Consider the following 21,256-nt stretch of genomic DNA (forward strand, 5'->3'; position numbering starts at 1 on the left):
TTGTGAACTATTTTGTCTTAATTTTTTTTGTAATGGTAAAAAAGTATAAAATTTTTTCATGTAAGCGTATGTCCAACTAAGGACTTGCCTTCACTAAAAGGTTTGCACTGGCTTTTTAACCAGGCCAGCATAAGGGCAACTAGGGCTGTTTCCTTCACCTATAAGGCGTGCCAGATTTAAGTTTTCTTTTGGAGCTAAGTACTTTTTAAAAAATGTGAAAAATGTGGCGCAGGCGGTTGGAAACCTTTGTCTCGGATTTGGCTATGTTCTAAAAAAAGTTCGGAGATCCCATACTGAGGATGCGCTATTCATCTTGACGATTGGATGCGGGTGGAAGATGATTAGAAAAGAAAGGGTGAGGAACTTGTATTCATTAAAAATGAAGAGAATTTATGAAGGAATTGCACCGGAGGATGGGTTCCGTATTTTAGTCGATCGGCTCTGGCCGCGCGGGATAAAAAAGGAAAACGCGGGTGTCGATCTGTGGCTGAAAGACATCGCTCCGAGCCCGGAACTCAGAAAATGGTTTTGCCATGACCCCGAAAAATTTGAGGATTTCAAGGTCAGATATCTTGAAGAACTGGAGACGGAGCCCGTAAAGCAAAAGGCGGTCCGTTCTGTTCTTCAAAAACTCGAAGAAGGCGATGTGACTTTTGTGTATGCGGCCAAGGACCCCGTCCATAATCATGTGGTCGTTCTGAGAGATTATTTTTTAGATAAAAATCACGAGTAAAAGCATCCTTGGGAATTGACGGCATTGGTATTTTCACCTATACTCATATTAGACGTTTTGACTAAAATAGTTATTTGGTCATTTTGTGGAGTGATCAAGATGGATAAGCGGAAGCGCATTGTGGCGGCGGCTGAACAGTCTTTTCAGCTTTACGGTTATAAAGGCACTACGATGGTTCAAGTGGCAAAACTGGCGGATGTGGCCAAGGGCACGATCTATACTTTTTTTAAAAATAAAGAAGACCTTTTCGATGAAATTTTGGAAAACCTTATTGACACGCTCAAAAGAAAGGCCGAAGCAGCCATTGACCCAACCGATACTTTTTTTAATAATTTGCATCGAGCCATCTATGATATTCTCGCGTTTCGCAAGCAGCACCAGTTAACATTGAAATTGTCGCAGGAAGTCAGGGACATCGGAACGGGAAAAGCTCAAGCGGCTTTGGATAAAGTTGAACGGGCGATTTTAGCTTTCATAGAGCGTCATATTGTTAAGGCCATCGAGAAAGGGGAAATCATCCCCTGTGATCCTAGGAAAACAGCCTTTATTATGTTGAAGATTTATATCGCGCTCGTTTTTGAATGGGAAGAGAAAAATGAACAGTCGCTAAGCGAAGAAGAAATCGCCGATCTTTTTGATCAATTTATTGTGCTTGGATTAAAACCACGGAATGCTATGCCATAAAGGTAGAATTTAGGCTGAAAAGAAGGCCTATCATTTTTTCGGCTAGCATAAGGGTGACAAAGGCTCTGCCAACGCTTAAAGGCTTGGCATAGCCATGTTTTTTAGGAGAGCCAAGTTGACTTTAGCATCGCCCATTTTTTTATGGCTACAATTGACCAAATGACCAAATTAATCAATAAATGAATGATAGGTGATGATACAATGTTTCAAGTTTTTTTATCCGAATGTCGTTCCTTCTTTGCCGAGAAGAAGCACATCGTTTTTATAAGCGCCATCCTATTGGTCCCAATTATTTATGCCGGAATGTTTATTTGGGCGTTCTGGGATCCCTATGACCATACGGAGCATCTCCCTGTAGCCGTCGTTAATCTCGACGCTGGTGCAAAGCTCGGCGGCGAACCAGTGAACCTCGGTGATGATCTCGTTAAGGAGCTTAAAAAAAATAAAAGCTTTGAGTGGCATTTTGTCAGCGCCGAAGCGGCGAAGCAGGGCATGGAGAAAAATCGTTATTATATGACGATTACGATTCCGAGTCGCTTTTCTGAAAAGACGGCGACGGTCATGGAGAATAAGCCGTTGAGGCCGACGCTGTATTATGAGGTCAACAGCGGATTCAATTATATATCCTCCATGATTACCGATAGCGGCGCGCAAAAAATTAAAAACAAATTATCTAAAGAGATTACAAAAACCTATACGAAAAATCTGTTTGAAAAAGTGGATGAATTAACGAAAGGTTTAAAACAAGCCGCCGATGGCGCAGGGGATTTAAACGACGGTGCAAAAAAAGAACTGGATGGCTTGCAGGCCTTGAAGGCGAATTTAGAAAAATTGGGCGGCGCTGGCATTCAATTACAAGACGGCGTAAGAAAGTTAGCAGAAGGTGCCGGCGACTTAACCGATGGCATCCAAGCTGTGCAAGATGGCACTGATGTGCTTTACAAAAAGACAAAAGCTAATACGGCCAACATTCAAAACTTGGCGGATGGGGCAAAAACTTTAGCCGATAAGACAGTACAATTAAATAAGGGTCTTTCGGCAATGGCAGCCGGCAATCAGCAAGCGATCGACCAACTAAATGGCGAAGCACTCTCGGAAGGCTTGGCACAGTTATCCAAAGGTCTTGAAGACGAATACGAAGGCCTTCAAAAACTCAATGACAATATGCAACCGTTAAATGATTTGGATCGACAATTGGACGGGTTGAACGATTGGCTGAATGGTGCGTCGTTACTTTTTACAAAAATTGATCAGTATAATGGCACATTAAACGAGGCGCAAAAAGCGCAATTTGCGGAAATAAAAGCCTTAAGTGATCAACTACAAGCACAAATGACCGGCATCAATGGCGCGGTGAACCAATTGGAAGCCTTACAACAACTCCCGGCTGCGCTAGAACAACTGACGGATGGAGAAAAGGCGCTCGTCAATGGATTCAATGATTTAAACGGGAACTTGCAAAAATTAGCTAACGGCTTGACCACCTTGCAACAAAACTTGCAGCAATTGCCGGGTGCAACGAGCCAATTGGCCGATGGCGCAAAGCAGATGGCAGACGGCACCGAAGCTCTAAACCAACAATGGCAGGCGCTCGTGCAAGGCATCCGTCAAGTCCATGCCGGCGAGCAAAAACTGGCTAACGGAAGCCTAACCTTGCAGCAAAACTTATGGACATTGGAAAAAAGTTTAGCCGCGTATGATAACGGCACACACCAATTGGGTGAAGGTGCCGGCCAACTCGCTGACGGAATGAAAAAGATAGAGGATGGCACGGGGCAGCTGTCCGATCATTTGCGTGATGCCTACGGAAAAACGAAGGCACAACACCATTCAAACAGCAATGAAAACATGTTTGCCAACCCGGTCCAAGCGAAGAAATCGTCCGGAGCGGTCGATAAGTATGGCCAAGGCTTCACGCCTTACTTTTTATCGCTTGGGTTATTTGTCGGGGCGCTTTTATTAACCGTTATTTATGACATGAGAAAACCTTACCAAAAGCCAAAGAGCGGTTTTTCTTGGGGGCTTGGAAAATATCTATTTTTAATGATTGTCGGGCTTTTTCAAGCGCTGATTGCGGATGCCGTCATTCTGGGGCCGATCGGCCTCCATGTCGATCAACCGTGGTTATTTATCGCATTTAGCCTATTGACCAGCTGGACGTTTATGGCGATTGTGCAGTTTTTTGTCATATCACTCGGCGACCCAGGGCGCTTCTTAGTCATTATTATTTTGGTCTTGCAGTTAACCACAACAGGCGGGACGTACCCAGTGGAATTGCTGCCGAAAGCCTTGTATGACTTTCATAAATTCTTGCCGATGAATTACAGTATCGCTGGTTTCCGCAACCTTGTAGCCGGGGGACAGAATGATCTGCTTGCCCACAACAGCCTGATCTTATCGATGTTCCTGCTTGCCATGCTCGCTTGCACGGTGATTTATCTCACCTTCGCCTATAAAAAAGAATGGAAAAAGCATGAGTCTGTTCAAGAAAAAATCACGGCATGACCCATTAAGGTTGACTCAAAAGAAGGCGTTGAGTCAACCTTTTCTCATATAAAAAAATCTGAGACTGCCTCCGTAATATCGACTCGATTTTGGTGGTAAAACGACGAGATACTGCCGACGATGCCCACCATCGTGAGCTTGAAAATTTGTTGAAGCGATCAATATATTGAAATTTTTAGAAGCCAGGAGAGTATTCCTAAATATTAAATTAAATAGCGGAAAAGTGAAACAAGTGATATAAAAACTTGTCTGGTGGTTCGTTCCAAAAATTTACAATAGTTCACACCTGTCGGTAAATTTAAGAGACCTGGCGGTAAACGATTGAAACTCAATGGTAAAAGCTAAGACCCGAGAGTAAACCACCGAAACCCGAAGGAAAACCAGCAAAACCCGATGATAAACAGAAGAAATCCGCGGGTCAACAGTCGAACCTCGCGGAAAAACTATCTGGATACCAAGTCAAAAAAAGAAAGAGGCTGAGACATAAGCCATTTCCCAAAAAATTTACATGAAACCCAATAACCCCGTACCACTTGTAAAGTGATACAGGGTTATTTTTGGGAAGGGGTCAAACGAGTTCTCCCTTTTGTCCCCGTCTTCGTTTGTAGTATTGGTCATTCAAACAATCAGTATCTTCAGCCTCGATATTTGTTAAACCAATTCACAATTTCGTGAAGCCGGGTAAGGCGGTTTTTTGGCTTGCCTGAGCGGGAAAGTTCATGGTTTTCACCTTTAAAACGAACAAAGCGCGTTTCAACACCAAGCCGGCGGAGCGCCACATACCATTGTTCTGCTTGTTCAATCGGGCAGCGGAAGTCTTCTTCGCTATGGATGATGCACGTTGGAGTTTTGACGTTTTGCGCATGGCGAATCGGCGAAAAGGCCATAATTTTATCTTCGTCTCTCCATTGATCCGCCTTGAGCTGGCGATGACCAAAATAGTAACCGATATCACTCGTCCCGAAAAAGCTGTAGATATTGCTGATGCACCGCTGCGTGACGGCGGCTTTAAATCGGTCGGTTTTAGTGATGATGGTATTCGTCATAAAACCGCCGTAGCTCCCCCCGGTGACAAAGAGCGCATCCCGGTCAAGCTCTGGGTCTTTTTCCAATGCGGCATCGAGCCCGCGCATAATATCTTCATAATCTTTTCCACCCCAATCACCGACGCAAGCTGCTGTGAAGCTTTCACCGTAACCTTGGCTTCCGCGCGGATTGGTATAGACGACGGCATAGCCGTTCGCGGCCAGACATTGGAATTCATGATGAAAAATATTTCCGTAGGCAGTATGCGGTCCACCGTGAATTTCAACAACAACCGGAATTTTGCCTTTTGATGGAACGCAAGGCGGCGGTTTTAAGAGCCAGCCCTCAATTTCCCAATCATCCGCACCTTTGAAGGTAAAAAATTCCGGTTCGGCAAGTTCAACCGAGTCAAAAAATGCCTGGTTATGTTGACTTAATTGAAGGGCTTCACCGTTTTGATAAAAATACACATCCCCTGGTCTTTTGGGAGTAGCTTTGACGTATGCGATCGCATCACCATTGATATCAAAAGACGTGATGACGCCTTGCGCTTCAGGCAACACGTCGGAGACCCCACCTTCGAGCGTGATCTGTTTTAAGATGCAGTTGCCGCCAACGGTGGTCATAAAGATGAGCGCATCACTTTTTTCGGTCCATTGATAATCATCGTTACCTTTATCATAACTCGCGTCCGTGCCAACATAATTGCCCAATGGACGATCCCAGTCGGCAGTCAATAAACGCGCGTCTCCCCCTTCAAATGGCAAAATCCATAAGCCGATGTTTTTCGGACTCACTTCACCGCCTTGGTGGCCGTTGAATGCGACCCATTTGCCGCAAGGAGAGACCGTCGGCAGATAAGTGGCGCCTTTACCCTCATAAAGCTTTGCCGACTTACCCGTTTCAAGGTCATATTTATAGATATCATTGAAATAACCGTTCACTTCGGGATTCGGGCGGGATTTTAAATAGACAAAGGTACGGCCATCAGGGGAAAAGCGTGGCGACCGGGCGTTGTAAGCGCCCGAAGTTAACGGCTTGGAAGAACCGTCGTTGAGGTCAAAAAGGAATAAATGGGTATACCCTTTTATAAAACCTTCCCCGTTGGCTAGATACCGTAGCCTTGTGACGATCGTGACATCCTCGTTTTCTTTTTCCACAGGGTCTTCTTCTTTGATCACGACTTGGCAAATCAGCGCTGTGCCATCTGGCGAAAGAACAAAGTCTTCGACGCCTTCTTCAAAATCGGTTATTAACCGGGCTTCACCACCTTCTAGCGGCAAGCACCATACTTGTTGTTTTTCCGTTCGGTTGGATAAAAAGTAAATGCTTTTCCCATCAGGACTCCAAATGGGGTGATGATCTTTGATCAGCTTGTCTTTTTGTTTAAATGTCGTCAATGGTCTTGGAGAGTAGCCCGCTTTTGCAAGCCATAAAGCACTCTCATAACCATTTTGCTCAAGATTCATCTCAGTCATGGTGTAAACGACATGTCTGCGGTCAGGTGACAGTTTCGGTGTGCCAACAAACTTAAGTTGTGTTAAATCATCAATCGTTATTGCGCGTTTTCCCATGGTTTTTCCTCCCCTATCCGATATTGGTAAAAAACTTGGCTCTGGCCAAGCCTTATGGGTGAGGCAGAGCCTCAGTTGCCCTTTACTGGCCTGAAAAATGATGATGCTTACCCATATAAAAGAGTTCATGCATTATTTATTTCGATATTCGAAGGAATATACCTTTTTCAGATGGCAAAAATTCTGGATATTTTTAGAGTAAATTTGTCTCTGCCAAGTTTTTTAGGTAAATGCCACCGTTTTCCCTTATGCTGACCATGTTTATAGTAAAAGCCTTTAGGGGATGACAGATCCGTAGATGCCCATATGCTGGCCTGAAAAAAATTTATTCTTCTTACCAGTAAAAAAATTGACCCAAATCCAAAGGCCTATAAGAAAAAGCCTTTGTTGGGCCAACCTCAGCAAACGTTATTGCATCGTCCCGTGATTGGAAAACTGGTTTGTCGCATACTGGGAAAATTTTTGATAGGCTTGTTGCACTTTTTGTGGAGATTCCGCTTCCACGCCGTACCAGCCTTTTCGGAACATGAGATCGTAAAGGTCGCGTTGACATTGTTCCGTTTCTTGAAAAATGGCCAAAACGTCTTGATATAACGCTTGGTGGCTCATCTCGTGCAAGGCGATGCTATAGGCGGTCGTCAAATACTTTTCCGTCATCAGGCAATCGTTTAAAAAGTCGCGATCATTCATTTGTGGGGTTTCCGGCACTTGAACGGAAGGGTTTTTAACTTGCGTCATGACTGCATCCCTCCGGTCGTCGTTTGACTTGCGGTTTGCAAATGCTGGTGCATGTGATTAAGCAGTTTTTGATAATGGTTCTCGTGCATTTGGCACATTTGATGCATTTTATTTTTTATTTCTGGGTCTTGCACTTGTTGAGCAAAAAAATGGACCTTTTTGATGGTATTCAGATTCCACGACATCATATCTTCAAGATAAAGCAGATCCTTTGTGCTGATAACAAAAGGCGGCTGCGGCATATATTGTTGCCCGGTGGCCGCACTTTGTTGCTGGGGCTGCTGTGGCATAAAAAAACCTCCCTTTCGCTTTTTCGCTTTTAATTTGCATCCTTTTTCTGCAAACTATACAATTCATGAAAAGTGAGCGTTTTGATAAAAGGGAATGCACCACAACATAAAAATGTTTTGTGTCCTTGGACGATTTTAAGCCCCCCGTAACACATCGGACATCAAGAAGGCTTTCGTATTTGGCAAATTTTCCATAATCATCCTACCTATTTTTGTCGTGTCACTTAGGAAGGTTTATTCCCTATATGTAAAAATAATGATAAAATAATTGTAGAAAAATATAGGATTAGTAATCCTTGGAGGGGCAAAATATGGAACAACTCATGCGCAACTTCTTTCAGTTTATGGCAAAAAATAAAAGCATGACGAAATTGGCCAAGCGCTATGGCTTAAAATTTGGAGCCAAACGCTTTGTTGCTGGTGAAACCTTAGCGGATGCCGTTGAAACGATCCGTGAATTAAATAAAGAAGGCTTTGCTGTGACGATCGACCATTTGGGGGAATTTGTCGAAACAGAAAAAGAAGCCAACGAAATGACCGAACATTCCATTGAAGCGATTCGGGCGATTAAAGAAAATAACTTGGATTCCCAGCTCTCCCTAAAACTCACTTCAATGGGCATGGATATCAGTGATGACTTAGTCATGCGCAACATGCGAAGAATTTTGGATGTTGCAAAAGAGTGCGATGTATTTGTGACGATCGATATGGAAGATTCCGGTCGTTGCGAAAAAACTTTGCAAATTTTTGAAACGCTGCGTAAAGAATACGACAACCTTGGCACGGTTATTCAAGCCTATCTATACCGTACGCTTGATGACTTGGATCGCTTAAATGCGTATCATCCCAACCTGCGCCTTGTTAAAGGGGCTTACAAAGAACCGGAAACCGTTGCTTTTCCGAATAAGAAAGATGTCGATGAAAACTATAAAAAGATGATTGAAAAACACTTGTTAAATGGCAACTATACGGCAATCGCCACCCATGATGATGAAATCATCAATTTTGCAAAGGCTTTCGTAAAAGAACACAATATTCCGAATGACCAGTTTGAATTCCAAATGTTGTATGGCATCAAAGTCGAACGACAAAAAGAAATTTTAAAAGAAGGCTATAAAATGCGCCTGTATGTCCCATACGGCACCGACTGGTACGGCTATTTCATGCGCCGCTTGGCGGAACGGCCGGCTAATGTCGCCTTCGTACTGAAAGGCGTCTTTGGAAAAGGCAGCTGATCATCGGCCGGTGCAGTCGGAAAGGTCGTCTCAACCCCATGTGAAACGGCGGTTGAGGCGGCCTTTTTTTATATGCTAGAACGGGTTTTAAAGTGTGTAAAACTTTTTTATGCTCATTTTTCGGCTGGAAGAGCCACGAAAATGAGCAGACTCTCCATAAAATGGAATAAATGTCGTTGGGTCTGTCAAAAACTGGAGCATTTGCACAATTTTAAGGCCAAACCGGCAAGAAAATGAGCAAAACCCACATTTATGCTCATTTTTCGGCTGGAAGAGCTATGAAAATGAGCAGACGCTCCATAATCTGGAAGAAACGCAGCGGGATATGTAAAAAACTGGAGCGTTTGCACAATTTTAAGCCTTAAACGCACGGAAAATGCGCAAAAACAACATTTATGCTCATTTTTCGGCTGGAAGAGCCGCGAAAATGAGCAAACGCTCCATAATCTGGAAGAAATATAGTGAAATATGTAAAAAACTGGAGCGTATGCGCACTTTTAAGGTAGAACCAGCAAGAAAATGTGCAAAAACAGCATTTATGCGCATTTTTTAGCGGTGAGAGGGACGAAAATGCGCATACACTCCATAATCTGGAAGAATCATAGCAAAATTTGTAAAAAACTGAAGCCCATGCGCAATTATTTTTTGGCTCCAACTGAGAAAACGCGCGAAAGCTACGCTTAAGCCTGTATTTAGCTGTCAAACCACTCTCGCCATGTAGTGTTCGCTAAAAAAATGAAAAGGGTTACTAAATAAATATTGAGAAGATTAAAAAGAGGGTGTATTATTATAACGTAGATATTTTTTTAGCACGAAAATGAATGAGTATTCATTCAAAAGAAAGAGGAGGTATCGGCAAATTGGAAGCGATTCGTAAAGCAGCGGTCATCGGATCCGGTGTCATGGGCTCCTCGATCGCTGCGCATTTAGCAAATGTTGGCATTCCGACATTGCTCCTCGATATCGTTCCGAACGGGCTGACCCCCGAGGAAGAAGCCAAGGGGTTAACCCTGAAGGATCGCGCGGTGCGTAACCGCATTGCGGATGCGGCCAAGGCTAAGCTTTTGAAACAAAAACCGGCACCGCTAACCGTTAAGGACAACCTCGCTTTGATTGAAACCGGCAACTTAGAAGATGACTTAGAAAGGTTAAAAGAAGCCGACTGGATCATTGAAGTGGTTGTCGAAAACCTCGCCATTAAAAAAAGCGTCTTTGAAAAAATTGATCAGCATCGCCGGCCCGGATCCATCGTGAGTTCCAACACTTCAGGTATTTCGATTCGCGCCATGGCAGAAGGCCGGTCAGAGGATTTCAAGGCGCATTTCTTAGGCACTCACTTCTTTAACCCGCCTCGTTATTTAAAGTTGCTTGAAGTTATTCCGACAGAAGACACGCTACCGGAAGTCGTTTCGTTCATGACCGCTTTCGGGGAGGAACGGCTTGGCAAAGGTGTCGTCATTTGTAAAGATACCCCAAACTTTATTGCTAACCGCATTGGTGTATATGGTTTGCAAGTCACGACAAAGGAAATGCTGGAGCGCGGCTATACCGTCGGTGAAATCGATTCCGTCACAGGGCCGCTTCTCGGACGGCCGAAGAGCGCGACCTTTCGCACGCTCGATGTTGTCGGTTTGGATACGTTTGTTCACGTTGCTGACAATGTCCGTGAAAACGTGTCGGATCCCGAGGAAAAAGCCGTATTTGTCGTCCCCGAATTCATACGCACTATGGTTGAGAAAGGCTGGATCGGAAGTAAATCGGGTCAAGGCTTTTACTTGAAAAAAGGCAAAGACATTTTGCAACTTGATCCAAAAACGTTAACGTATTCGCCGCGTGAAAAACTGAAAGCGCCTTCGATTGAACAGGCGAAAGCATTAAAATCGACCAAGCAAAAAATGAAGATGCTCGCCTATGCCAATGACCGCGCTGGTGAAATCATTTGGACTCTTTTAAAGTCGACGCTTCTTTATACAGCCCAAAAAACTTATGAAATTGCGGATAACCTCTATGATATTGACCGCGCCATGAAATGGGGTTTTGGCTGGGAACTCGGTCCGTTTGAAACATGGGATGCCATTGGCCTCGAAACATCGGTCAACCGCATGAAGGAAGAAGGCGCCCGCATTCCAGATTGGATCGAAGACATGCTAACCAAAGGATTTACATCTTTTTATAAGGAAGAAAACGGCAAGCGCGCGTATTACAAGGACGGTACTTATGTTGACATCACAGAAAACCCAAAAGTCATTCATCTTCACCTTCTGAAAAAGCAAAACCGCGTCATTAAGAAAAACAACGGCGCAAGCTTAATCGATATCGGCGATGATGTGGCATTACTCGAATTTCACTCGCCAAACAATGCGCTTGGACTGGATATTCTTCAATTGATGAACCAAGCGGCTGATGAAGTGGAAAAAAATTATAAAGGGCTTGTCATCGGCAACCAAGGCAAAAACTTCTGCGTCGGCGCGAACATCGCCTTAATGTTAATGGAAGCGCAAGACGACAACTTCTTTGAATTAGACTTGGTCGTCCGCCAATTCCATAAAACGATGTTGCGCTTGAAATATATGAATCGCCCGGTCGTGGCCGCACCGTTTCAAATGGCGCTTGGCGGGGGCATGGAAGTGAGCCTTGCTTGCGATGCGATTCAAGCTTCGATGGAAACCTACATGGGTCAAGTCGAAGTCGGCGTCGGGCTGATTCCCGGCGGCGGTGGCAATAAGGAATTGCTCATCCGTTATTTAGAGCGCCTGCCGGAGGGCGTGCCCGTAGATCTAACCGCTGTCAGCAACCAAGTTTTTAAATTGATTGCGACAGCTCAAGTGTCAACGTCGGCGGAAGAAGCGCGCAAATTGGGCTTTTTAAGGCCGACCGATGGCATCAGCGTGAACAGCGACCATCTGCTCCATGATGCCAAACAAAAAGTTTTAACGCTCTATTACGAAGGCTATCGTCCGCCTGTCCCGCGCAAGATTCCGGTATCCGGCGAAGCAGGCTACGCCGCCATGGTGATGGGCGCTGAAACGATGCGGTATTCGGGGTACGCTTCAGACCACGATGTGAAAATCGCTAAAAAACTGGCTTATGTTCTCTCTGGCGGGCCGGTGCCACAAGGGACGGAAGTGGATGAACAATATTTGCTCGACCTTGAAAGAGAAGCGTTCTTAAGCCTGTTAGGTGAACCGAAAACCCAACAGCGCATGCAATACATGCTCGCTAAAGGCAAACCATTACGCAATTAGGAAAAGGGGTGAAACCATGAGAGAAGCTGTTATTGTGGCCGGTGCAAGAACGCCGGTCGGCAAAGCCGGCAAAGGCAGTTTTGCCAATATGAGGCCCGATGATCTCGGCGCCATCACCGTTAAAGAAACGTTAAAGCGATCTGGCTATGAAGGGGAAATCGATGACATTATTATCGGCTGTGCCATCCCTGAGGCAGAACAAGGCTTGAACGTTGCCCGTTTGATCGGAGCGCTCAGCGGACTCCCGGAAACAACTCCAGCCATTACGATTAACCGGTATTGCTCTTCCGGTTTACAAGCGATCGCCTACGCGGCGGAACGAATTATTGCCGGTGGGGCGGAAGCGATCATTGCCGGCGGAACCGAGACGATGAGCCTGGTGCCGATGGGCGGACACGTCATCAAGCCGAATCCCAAACTGGTCGAAACCCAACCAGAATATTACATGGGCATGGGACATACCGCTGAAGAAGTCGCGCGCCGCTTTGGCATTACCCGCGAAGAACAAGACGCCTTTGCTCTTCGCAGCCACCAACGAGCGGCTAAAGCGATTGATGAAGGGAAGTTCAACGAAGAAATCGTCCCAGTGGAAGTGACCAAGCGATGGGTGGACGAGAACCATAAACTTCAAGAAAAAACATTCACGGTTACTCAAGACGAAGGCGTCCGCCGCGATACATCTTTAGAGGCCTTAGCCAAACTTAAACCGGTTTTCCATCGCCAAGGGACGGTCACCGCTGGGAATTCCTCGCAAACGAGTGATGGGGCAGCGAGTGTTCTCGTCATGGACCGGGAAAAGGCAGAAAGCGAAGGCTTAAAGCCGTTAGCCAAATTTCGTTCATTTGCTGTAGCCGGTGTCCCGCCGGAAATCATGGGTATCGGACCTGTCAAAGCGGTGCCAAAAGCTTTGAAACTCGCAGGCCTGTCATTGAAAGATATTGGTGTAATTGAGTTGAATGAAGCCTTTGCCTCCCAGTCCATTCAAGTCATTCGTGAATTAGGCTTGGATGAAGAAATCGTCAACATCAATGGCGGTGCCATCGCTCTCGGACACCCGCTCGGATGTACAGGCGCAAAACTGACGCTGACAGCCATTTACGAAATGAAACGGCGCGGTGCCCAATTTGGCCTCGTGACGATGTGCATCGGCGGCGGTATGGGGGCGGCTGGTGTCTTTGAACTTTTATAAAAATACTACGGAGGGGAAGAAAATGAGTAACACTGCGGAAAAAGCCTTAAAAGGCGGCTCGTTTCTCGTTGATGAACTTACTCCGGATCAAATGTTTGTGCCGGAGGACCTCACCGAAGAACAACAAATGATCGCGAAAACGACGCAAGATTACATTCAAAATGAAGTTTTGCCACACATGGAGACGCTCGAAAAACAAGACTTGGAATTAACGAAAAAATTGCTGAGGAAAGCCGGCGACCTTGGGTTGCTTGGGGCTGACGTTCCCGAAGCCTACGGCGGGTTGGGACTCGATAAAATTTCCTCATCCCTGATTACAGAAAAATTTGCGCTCGCCCGCTCGTTTTCACTGAGTTATGGCGCCCATGTTGGCATCGGGTCTCTGCCGATTGTTTTATTCGGGACACCCGAACAAAAACAAAAGTATTTGCCAGACCTTGCTACAGGTAAGAAATTTGCGGCTTACGCTTTAACGGAACCGGGTTCAGGCTCAGACGCTCTCGGTGCCAAGACAACCGCGAAATTGAATGAAGCCGGCACGCACTACATTTTAAATGGGGAAAAGCAGTGGATTACGAACTCGGGCTTTGCTGATGTGTTCGTCGTTTACGCCAAAGTCGATGGCGATAAGTTTACCGCCTTTATCGTTGAACGGGAATTCCCGGGTGTTTCAACTGGCGCCGAAGAAAAGAAAATGGGGATTAAAGCTTCGTCAACGCGCACTCTGATTTTAGAAGATGTGCCGGTGCCGGTTGAAAACGTCCTCGGTGAAATCGGCAAAGGTCATAAAATCGCCTTCAACATTTTGAATATCGGTCGCTATAAATTAGCGGTCGGCTGCGTCGGCGCTGCCAAACGCGTGCTTGAAGTCGCCGTGCGTTACGCCAACGGACGCAAACAATTTAACACACCGATTTCATCGTTTACGTTAATTCAAAACAAACTGGCCAATATGGCCATTCAAACCTATGCGGCCGAAAGCTCCGTCTATCGCACAGTCGGTCTTTTCCGCGACCGCATGGACAATCTCACGGAAGAAGAAATCAATGACGGAGCCAAAGTAGCGGAAGCGATTGCGGAATACGCGATTGAATGCTCGCTCAATAAAGTTTTTGCCTCAGAAGCATTGGACTACATCGTTGATGAAGCGGTGCAAATTCACGGCGGTTACGGTTACATGCAAGAGTATGAAGTAGAAGGGGCCTACCGGGATTCCCGGATCAACCGGATTTTCGAAGGCACAAACGAAATCAACCGCTTGCTCGTGCCGTCGCAAATTTTACGCAAGACGATGAAGGGGGACCTGCCACTTTTACAAAAAGCGCAAACGCTTCAAGAGGAATTGCTCATGCTCATGCCGGAAGAGCCAGGAGATGCCCCGCTTGATCAAGAACGCTATCTGTTAAAGAATGCGAAAAAAGTGTTCTTAATGGTCGCCGGACTCGGCGTGCAAAAGTTCGGGAAAAACCTTGAACACGAGCAAGAGCTCCTCGCCAATGTGGCGGATATCGTCAGCAACATTTATGCGATGGAATCCGTCATCACGCGGACTCAAAAGGCGATCGACAAAACGGGTCTTGAGAAAAATCAGCAAAAGCTTCTCATGACCGAGGTCTTCTGCCAAGAAGCCTTCCAAAAAATCGAAGCACTCGCCAAAGAATCGCTATTAGTGATCGAAGAAGGCGACAACTTGCGCATGATGCTTTCCGCCTTGCGTAAACTAACGCGCTTTACACCGTCCAATGTCGTTGCCAAAAAACGTGCCATTGCCCAAAACGTTATGAAAGCTGAAACGTATATCGTTTGAAAATTTGACACCCATGCCTTTCCATGAACACATTCCTCACTTTGTCCTCCGGCCTGGCCGGGGGAATTTTTTTGATGAAAAATCATTAGTGTGACGTAAATGAAACTTTGTTATCAAAGAATCGTAATTAGGTGGTAACTTGTCCGCATTCACTAATTGGCACCAGTTATTTCTATTTTACGTGATTGCATATCATTTACACGGCTTCCCGCTCATGAAATGATAGGCTTTTTCGGATTGCGTATCATTTGGCTGGCGGAATGGCCTCAAAATAATATGCTTTTTTGGTTTTTGGCCGAAATAGCGTCCAGATAATTCCAATTCCTGTGATTGCGTATCATTAGCGCAGCCCCAAGCTCATGAAATGATAGGCTTTTTCGGATTGCGTATCATTTCGCTGGCGGAATGGCCTCAAAATAATATGCTTTTTTGGTTTTTGGCCGAAATAGCGTCCAGATAATTCCAATTCCCGTGATTGCGTATCATTTGCGCGGCCTCCAGCTCATAAAATATTACGCTTTTCCGGTTTGCTTTACCTTTGACGAACCTATTAGCCCTAAAAGTTACACGTTTCTGATCGCGTACCTTTTGACAAGCCATTAGCTCTATGGGCTGAGGACTGTGACGGCGGCCGTGTTTCTAATCGTACATTTTGCCGAGCATTGCTACAAATGCAAATCCTTTTGTCTGACCATGTTTAGGTGGAAATTGGTATTTGTTAATATATAATAAATATTAAGAAAATAACAATTGATAGAAGATGAGAAAGGAAAGGTCAGGCCGTGCTTACACTGAACTGGGGTAAATACAAAATACGATACAGGTAACGAAAGGTAGTGATAACATGATGGAGATATGGCATCCCACTAACTATGAACATGTAGAGATACTGGAACAAATAGATGTTCATTACGGTCCAAGGGGTCTAATTATTAAGGTTGGAGATGATCGTAAAATTTTTAGTTTCATTTATAATCAGCAACTTAAGACGGCAAATTTTGTTGAGGCGTTTCGATTTATGGATGAAATAAAAGCGAGTTATTTAGTTCATGAAGCGTCAGAGGCAAGACAAAAATATTTTGGAGATCGAAAACTTCCTTGGTATCTCTACAAAAGCACCAGTTCTGATTTCATTGATTGGTACAATCAGCTACCCGGACCGGGAACCGATGTTTATCATATTGAACATCATGTTATTGCAACCGTTGATTCAACCTTTGAAATACTGAGCATGTATGAGCCTAAAGTGCTTGTCGAAAATATTAAGTAATTCCTCGTGGGATCCACGCATCAATTAGCAGTTACCTTCTGAGTTCTAGTTAAAAACGAGGGATTGGAGATCCTTTGAAAACAAAGCTATGACTGTCCGAAATGAATGGGAGCTATCATTTTCAACAGGGGTTACAATGTTATGAATGTTTGTACCCTGTTTTTTTATTACAAATCAGTAGAGGTTTATATTCACATGGTCCACTTTTGTTATGGCCCGCGTTCCTGTTCATCTCATTTGCATCCTATACTAAAAAGATCCTAATACGTATGATGTAAGCGCTGTTTCTGTTATAATATAAGAAAAAAGATATTGTCGAGAGAAGTCTATAAAGGTGTGTTTTATACATAGGAGGTGCCAAATGGCAAACGTAGTCCGGGACTTGCAAATGGGTGACTACACCATCACCGTCAGCGAGACCGACGAAGGGCATTTGTCCGCAAGACTCAGCTCCGGGGAAAAAGGCGGCTTGCTGGAAATGGAATCGGTCAGTGATCAGGAATTGCGCATAAGGGAATTAGATATCGGCAGTTCGTATATTTCTTTTGAGCAATTGGCCATCATGCTCGTCTTAACAGGTGCAGATGATCGCTTAATAGAAGCGATCAATAAAATAAAGGAAGATGAACGGCTGAACAAGTAGTTGTTTCATCGTTTCTTACGAGGGGTGAAGTGATGCGTTTAACTTTTTATGGCTATGAAAATTGCGGGACATGCCGTAAAGCAAAAAAATGGTTGGAGGCCCATGGTTACGAACTAGATGTCATCCCTATTCTTACATCGCCACCAACTAAAGTTGAATTGGAAAAGTTTTATAAACAAAGCGGCTTGCCAATTAAGAAATTTTTCAACACAAGCGGTCGTCGTTATCGAGATTTAGGGATGAAAGATAAAATTCAACATTCGTCCGATGACGAACTGTTAAATTGGCTAGCATCGGACGGACGGCTCATTAAAAGACCGATCGTCACCGATAATGAAGACAAAGTGACGGTCGGCTTTGATGAAGAAACATTTGAAAAGGTTTGGGGAAATTTATAAATTCATGGCTTGCAGAAGGCTTGTTTCTGGGCTATGATGGATTTGATAAAACGCGGAGGGATAAAGAGCATGAACATACCAAAGGACTTGAAGTATTCGGAAGAACATGAATGGGTAAGAGTTGAAGGTAATGTAGCGGTTGTCGGCATTACCGATTTTGCCCAAGATGAACTCGGTGACATTGTATTTGTCGAACTTCCAGAAGTCGGTGATGAAGTCACTGCAGATGATGCCTTCGGAAGCGTTGAATCGGTTAAAACCGTTTCCGAGCTTTATGCACCGGTTAGCGGTAAAGTCATCGAAGTGAATGAAGCACTGGCTGATTCCCCGGAATGGGTCAATGAATCCCCCTATGAAAAGGCTTGGATGATTAAGGTGGAGATGAAAGACCCAGCGGAACTTAACGAGCTTTTGTCTCCGGATGAATATGAGAAAGCCACGAGCGAAGAATAAGAAAGATATGTGAAATGCCCGTCGGATTCGACGGGCATTTTTTTTACACTATATGGAAGGGTAAAACTTTTGCCAGTGACATTATGACGTCGTACAATGCAAGTGTATCAATGTTAATGAGCCAAGTTTTTCGCCAAGAAACTGAACAATTGGCGAGGTTTCTTTATCATTTAATGTTAGAAGACTTCATCCTTAAGTTGTGCTAGGGTGGAGATCTCTCTAGTTTTCAAAAACAAACAGACACTTAGCGTCTCCCACTTCAATTTTTCGGCAGAACATTAAGTGGGGGAGTTCAAAGATAAAAAAACGATGATACGCACTCGTTATGTGACTTGAAATGAGGTGAGGCAATGGAAACATTGTCCATGGAAAGTTATGAACAACTTTCGGCTTTATCTGTACGCGTGTTGTTTTTTACGACGCCCATGTGCGGGACTTGCCAACTGGCAAGGGAGATGTTAAAAATTTGTTTGGCGTCATTACCGAAGCCGCTTCCGACCTATGAATGCCGCATCAATGAATGGAAACCGTATGTTCAGAAGTGGCAAATCGAAAGCGTGCCTTGCCTGATTTTTGAACGAAATGGCCGAGTATTGGAAAAAATGTACGCCATCGAATCCGTTTCGAAATTGTTTGAGCAGTATCAAAAGTTTACGAAATAGGACGAAAAACCTATTATTATTCCAAATAATGGTCACTCTATGACAAATGTAAAGCAAATGAAGCGCTTTGTTATAAAAATGTATATTTATTAATGGTCATCGCGTGGTATAAAAGATGTAACAGCGCACCGGAAGACAAAAATAGATTGAACATCAATGGGGAAAAGGGACCTCAAAACGTTGAAAGGTGAGAGGTGAAACCGATGAATAACATACAACCACTTGTATCGGATTCCGGTACGGTTTTAAAGCTAGAAGATAAGATTTTTAGAATACAAAACGGTGACGAACGACTGAGAAACCGCATTATTACGAATTATCAACCTTTTATAAAGAAAGTCGCATCTAAAGTTTGCAATCGATTTATTGACCATACAATGGATGAATATAGCATTGGATTATTTGCTTTTAATGAAGCCATCAATCAATATAAAGATACTCAAGGCACGCGATTTTTGACATTCGCTGATATGGTGATCCGCCGCCGAATCATCGATTATATTCGAAAAGAAGCAAGATCGGCGAAAAATTATTACCTTGAACAGCCAGATGTCGATGAAGAGGGTCAAGAGGAGAGCTATATTGAACAGCAAGCCGCACTCCAATACTATGAAGAACAGCAGCAAATTCAAGAACGGCTCGAACAAATTGAAGCCTACAAAGAATTATTAGCGGAATACGGCATTACCTTTAAAGTGTTGAGCAAAAACTGCCCGAAACATATCGATGCCCGGGAAAATGCTAAACAAATCGCGAAAATGCTCGTTGAAAAACCGGAATTGGCCCAGTATCTAAAAGAGAAAAAACAATTACCGATCAAAGAATTACTCCAATTCGTCTCGTGCAGTCGAAAAACCATTGAGCGGAATCGAAAATTTATTATAGCGGTGGCGTTGATTCATCTGGGCGGGTTTACAGCGCTCAAACCGTATATCGAGCCGGAAAGCATCGAATAAAGCGCTTAAAAAGAGAAGAGAGAGATTGACAGGAAGGAGGAAAGTGGTTGCTGCGGGGGATTTTAATGGAGAAGGAAGGCCGCAAAGCGGTTCTGTTAACCGATGACGGGTCATTTCAAAGAGTGAAGCTGAAAAAAGAGGCGAGCGTTTCCATTGGTCAATCCGTCTTTGATAGCGATCTGTTTCAAAGCCGCGTTTAGCCCGGAAATTACCAATGGTTTTAGTCGCCTGTTTTTCTGTTGCCATCTTTTTTTGGCTTTCCAGTCAATTTATTAATAATAAAGCGGTTGCGGCATATGTCAGTTTTGATGTGAATCCAAGCATCGAAGCCGCTTTAAATGAACATTTTCGCGTCATCAGTGTGAAAGCCCTGAACGATGACGGCAAAAACTTGTTGGCTAAAGTCGACGATTGTGTAAATATGCCTTTTGACACCTTTACGGCTGCGCTCACCAAAGCTTTGGCAAGCGAAGGATATCTGGAAAATGCACCGGAACTAATCGTGAGCACGATCATCACGGATAAAGTGGCATCATCTAAACGCGCGCGTTTAGCTAACCAAATCAACTCAGCCGTCAAGCAAATAAAAACAAACCGTCGCTTTAAAGAAAGCAAAGGAACGCTTGAGGTGATTCATACGACGATGGATCGCCGTAAAGAAGCCGAGAAAGCCGGCCTTTCAACAGGCAAATACATGATCTATTTAGAAAAGGGCAAAGAGAACCCGAACCTTAAATTAGAAGATGTCAAGCATATGACATTGAAGGAATTACATCAAGTCCATTTACAAGAGGAAGCAGCAACAACAAAAGCTTCTGAACCAACAAGAGAGCCTCATGCTAAAGATGATCAACCGTTTGAATTAAAGGGGAAAGCAGGTCTTGTCAAACCCCAACGATGGGAAGGGATGAAGCCGGAATTAAAAGGGAAACATGGGCCTGAACCGAAGTTGAAGTTATTGAAGAACCCGGATGCTTTCCGAAAAGGGCCGATTCGTTCTGCTCATAATATGGAAAAACAGCCACAGAAATTAAAAAGGGTATTGGATGAAAAACGGAAGAAGCCGAACCATCCGCTAAAGCAGAAGAAGATGCCGCATCAGATGCAGAAGAAGAAGCCGAACAAGCACTGGAATAAAAATGAAAAAGTGAATCGCCGAGCCGGATAATGGATGTATAAACATCAGAAAGATCATTGTAAAATAAAAACAAACCGCATTAATTGTTCTTTTAATTTTTCGAGGTGAATGAAAATGATCAAAGAGGCTTCAGAACACTTTGTTACGGCATTATCGGCGAAACCGGCACTCATTCCGTTATATAAAAACAAAGAGATGATTTGCGAAATCAATGGAAACGAAGAGCGCGTATGGTTACACTTTCACGACGGAAGCTGTCAGCTGATGCTGACAGAACCCGACCATGTCGACGTCACGTTAAGCGGGGACAGCGGTTGTATCGCATCATTGCTCCGCGGTGCTGACCGGCTGATGCGGATGGAAGAAGAAGGGCGGATTACAGCTAACGGCAGCCTTCGTTATCTTTTGTCTCTGGAATCTCTCTTTGTTTTGACAGGCGAAACATCGCCCATTCTACATAACTAACTAAAAATTTTATATATAATGGATTGACATTTGGAAAAAGCCGAGGTAAAATTCTTTTCAAGATCATCATTCAAAATATTTATAGCTTTAGAACTTATCCAGAGAGGCGGAGGGACTGGCCCGATGAAACCCGGCAACCTGCGCGATGCGCAAGGTGCTAATTCCTGCAAGCTTTTAAGCTTGATAGATAAGGAGGGGCATTGCTTTTAAACCTTCTGTCTATCGAAGGTTTTTTATTTTTCTCC

19 protein-coding genes and 1 riboswitch are annotated in these 21,256 nt (G+C 44.3%); of the genes, 16 read left to right on the forward strand and 3 right to left on the reverse strand.

The window, feature by feature from the left end; all coding sequences use genetic code 11:
- The first annotated feature begins 355 nt into the window (after positions 1-355).
- The 3 genes from H532_RS0115560 to H532_RS0115570 all read left to right on the forward strand — a co-directional run bounded on the left by H532_RS0115560 (position 356) and on the right by H532_RS0115570 (position 3,922).
- Complete coding sequence (locus H532_RS0115560) at positions 356-733, forward strand: DUF488 domain-containing protein (protein WP_342662311.1); 378 nt, start codon at positions 356-358, stop codon at positions 731-733.
- A 99-nt stretch (positions 734-832) separates the two neighbouring features.
- Positions 833-1,417 (forward strand): TetR/AcrR family transcriptional regulator, encoded by a 585-nt coding sequence (locus H532_RS0115565; protein WP_038112721.1) that lies wholly within the window; start codon positions 833-835, stop codon positions 1,415-1,417.
- 201 nt (positions 1,418-1,618) lie between these two features.
- Entirely contained in the window at positions 1,619-3,922 is a 2,304-nt protein-coding gene (locus H532_RS0115570) for a YhgE/Pip domain-containing protein (RefSeq protein WP_027726239.1), read from the forward strand.
- A 635-nt stretch (positions 3,923-4,557) separates the two neighbouring features.
- On the opposite strand, the gene H532_RS0115575 is transcribed toward H532_RS0115570, so the two are convergent.
- The 3 genes from H532_RS0115575 to H532_RS0115585 all read right to left on the reverse strand — a co-directional run bounded on the left by H532_RS0115575 (position 4,558) and on the right by H532_RS0115585 (position 7,550).
- Positions 4,558-6,522 (reverse strand): S9 family peptidase, encoded by a 1,965-nt coding sequence (locus tag H532_RS0115575; protein WP_027726240.1) that lies wholly within the window; start codon positions 6,520-6,522, stop codon positions 4,558-4,560.
- Positions 6,523-6,930: 408 nt separating this feature from the next.
- Positions 6,931-7,260, reverse strand: a complete 330-nt coding sequence (locus H532_RS0115580) for a spore coat protein (protein ID WP_027726241.1) — start codon at positions 7,258-7,260, stop codon at positions 6,931-6,933.
- A complete protein-coding gene (locus H532_RS0115585; RefSeq protein WP_027726242.1) occupies positions 7,257-7,550 on the reverse strand; it encodes a hypothetical protein in 294 nt (97 codons plus the stop codon). The genes H532_RS0115580 and H532_RS0115585 overlap by 4 nt, the downstream gene beginning before the upstream one ends.
- Before the next feature lie 311 nt (positions 7,551-7,861).
- Between H532_RS0115585 and H532_RS0115590 the strand changes: the two genes are divergently transcribed.
- The 13 genes from H532_RS0115590 to H532_RS0115660 all read left to right on the forward strand — a co-directional run bounded on the left by H532_RS0115590 (position 7,862) and on the right by H532_RS0115660 (position 21,011).
- Positions 7,862-8,785: a proline dehydrogenase family protein gene (locus tag H532_RS0115590; RefSeq protein WP_027726243.1), complete on the forward strand. Its 924-nt coding sequence runs from the start codon at positions 7,862-7,864 to the stop codon at positions 8,783-8,785.
- Between the two features lie 821 nt (positions 8,786-9,606).
- Positions 9,607-12,030: a 3-hydroxyacyl-CoA dehydrogenase/enoyl-CoA hydratase family protein gene (locus H532_RS0115595; protein WP_051263380.1), complete on the forward strand. Its 2,424-nt coding sequence runs from the start codon at positions 9,607-9,609 to the stop codon at positions 12,028-12,030.
- 16 nt (positions 12,031-12,046) lie between these two features.
- The gene (locus H532_RS0115600; protein ID WP_027726245.1) at positions 12,047-13,219 is read left to right on the forward strand and encodes an acetyl-CoA C-acetyltransferase; all 1,173 of its coding nucleotides are present in this window, start codon (positions 12,047-12,049) and stop codon (positions 13,217-13,219) included.
- A gap of 22 nt (positions 13,220-13,241) precedes the next feature.
- The gene (locus tag H532_RS0115605) at positions 13,242-15,026 is read left to right on the forward strand and encodes an acyl-CoA dehydrogenase family protein (protein ID WP_027726246.1); all 1,785 of its coding nucleotides are present in this window, start codon (positions 13,242-13,244) and stop codon (positions 15,024-15,026) included.
- A gap of 844 nt (positions 15,027-15,870) precedes the next feature.
- On the forward strand, positions 15,871-16,296 hold the full coding sequence (locus H532_RS0115615; protein WP_027726247.1) for a hypothetical protein: 426 nt from the start codon (positions 15,871-15,873) through the stop codon (positions 16,294-16,296).
- A 361-nt stretch (positions 16,297-16,657) separates the two neighbouring features.
- A complete protein-coding gene (locus H532_RS0115620; protein WP_027726248.1) occupies positions 16,658-16,939 on the forward strand; it encodes a hypothetical protein in 282 nt (93 codons plus the stop codon).
- A 32-nt stretch (positions 16,940-16,971) separates the two neighbouring features.
- The gene (locus tag H532_RS0115625; RefSeq protein WP_027726249.1) at positions 16,972-17,337 is read left to right on the forward strand and encodes an arsenate reductase family protein; all 366 of its coding nucleotides are present in this window, start codon (positions 16,972-16,974) and stop codon (positions 17,335-17,337) included.
- 69 nt (positions 17,338-17,406) lie between these two features.
- Positions 17,407-17,790, forward strand: a complete 384-nt coding sequence (gene gcvH / locus H532_RS0115630) for a glycine cleavage system protein GcvH (protein WP_027726250.1) — start codon at positions 17,407-17,409, stop codon at positions 17,788-17,790.
- Between the two features lie 350 nt (positions 17,791-18,140).
- The gene (locus H532_RS0115640; protein WP_051263381.1) at positions 18,141-18,452 is read left to right on the forward strand and encodes a thioredoxin family protein; all 312 of its coding nucleotides are present in this window, start codon (positions 18,141-18,143) and stop codon (positions 18,450-18,452) included.
- 203 nt (positions 18,453-18,655) lie between these two features.
- Entirely contained in the window at positions 18,656-19,408 is a 753-nt protein-coding gene (gene sigI / locus H532_RS0115645) for an RNA polymerase sigma-I factor (RefSeq protein ID WP_027726253.1), read from the forward strand.
- 47 nt (positions 19,409-19,455) lie between these two features.
- The gene (locus H532_RS20080; protein WP_081412502.1) at positions 19,456-19,608 is read left to right on the forward strand and encodes an anti-sigma factor domain-containing protein; all 153 of its coding nucleotides are present in this window, start codon (positions 19,456-19,458) and stop codon (positions 19,606-19,608) included.
- A gap of 14 nt (positions 19,609-19,622) precedes the next feature.
- A complete protein-coding gene (locus H532_RS0115655; RefSeq protein WP_027726254.1) occupies positions 19,623-20,576 on the forward strand; it encodes an anti-sigma-I factor RsgI family protein in 954 nt (317 codons plus the stop codon).
- An 84-nt stretch (positions 20,577-20,660) separates the two neighbouring features.
- Positions 20,661-21,011 carry a hypothetical protein gene (locus H532_RS0115660; RefSeq protein WP_027726255.1) on the forward strand — a complete coding sequence of 117 codons (351 nt, stop codon included), beginning with the start codon at positions 20,661-20,663 and terminating at the stop codon, positions 21,009-21,011.
- Positions 21,012-21,102: 91 nt separating this feature from the next.
- A riboswitch (SAM riboswitch) is annotated at positions 21,103-21,205 on the forward strand.
- Positions 21,206-21,256 lie beyond the last annotated feature (51 nt).

Origin of the sequence: Tuberibacillus calidus DSM 17572 (assembly GCF_000430685.1) — a bacterium.
GTDB lineage: Bacteria > Bacillota > Bacilli > Bacillales > Sporolactobacillaceae > Tuberibacillus > Tuberibacillus calidus.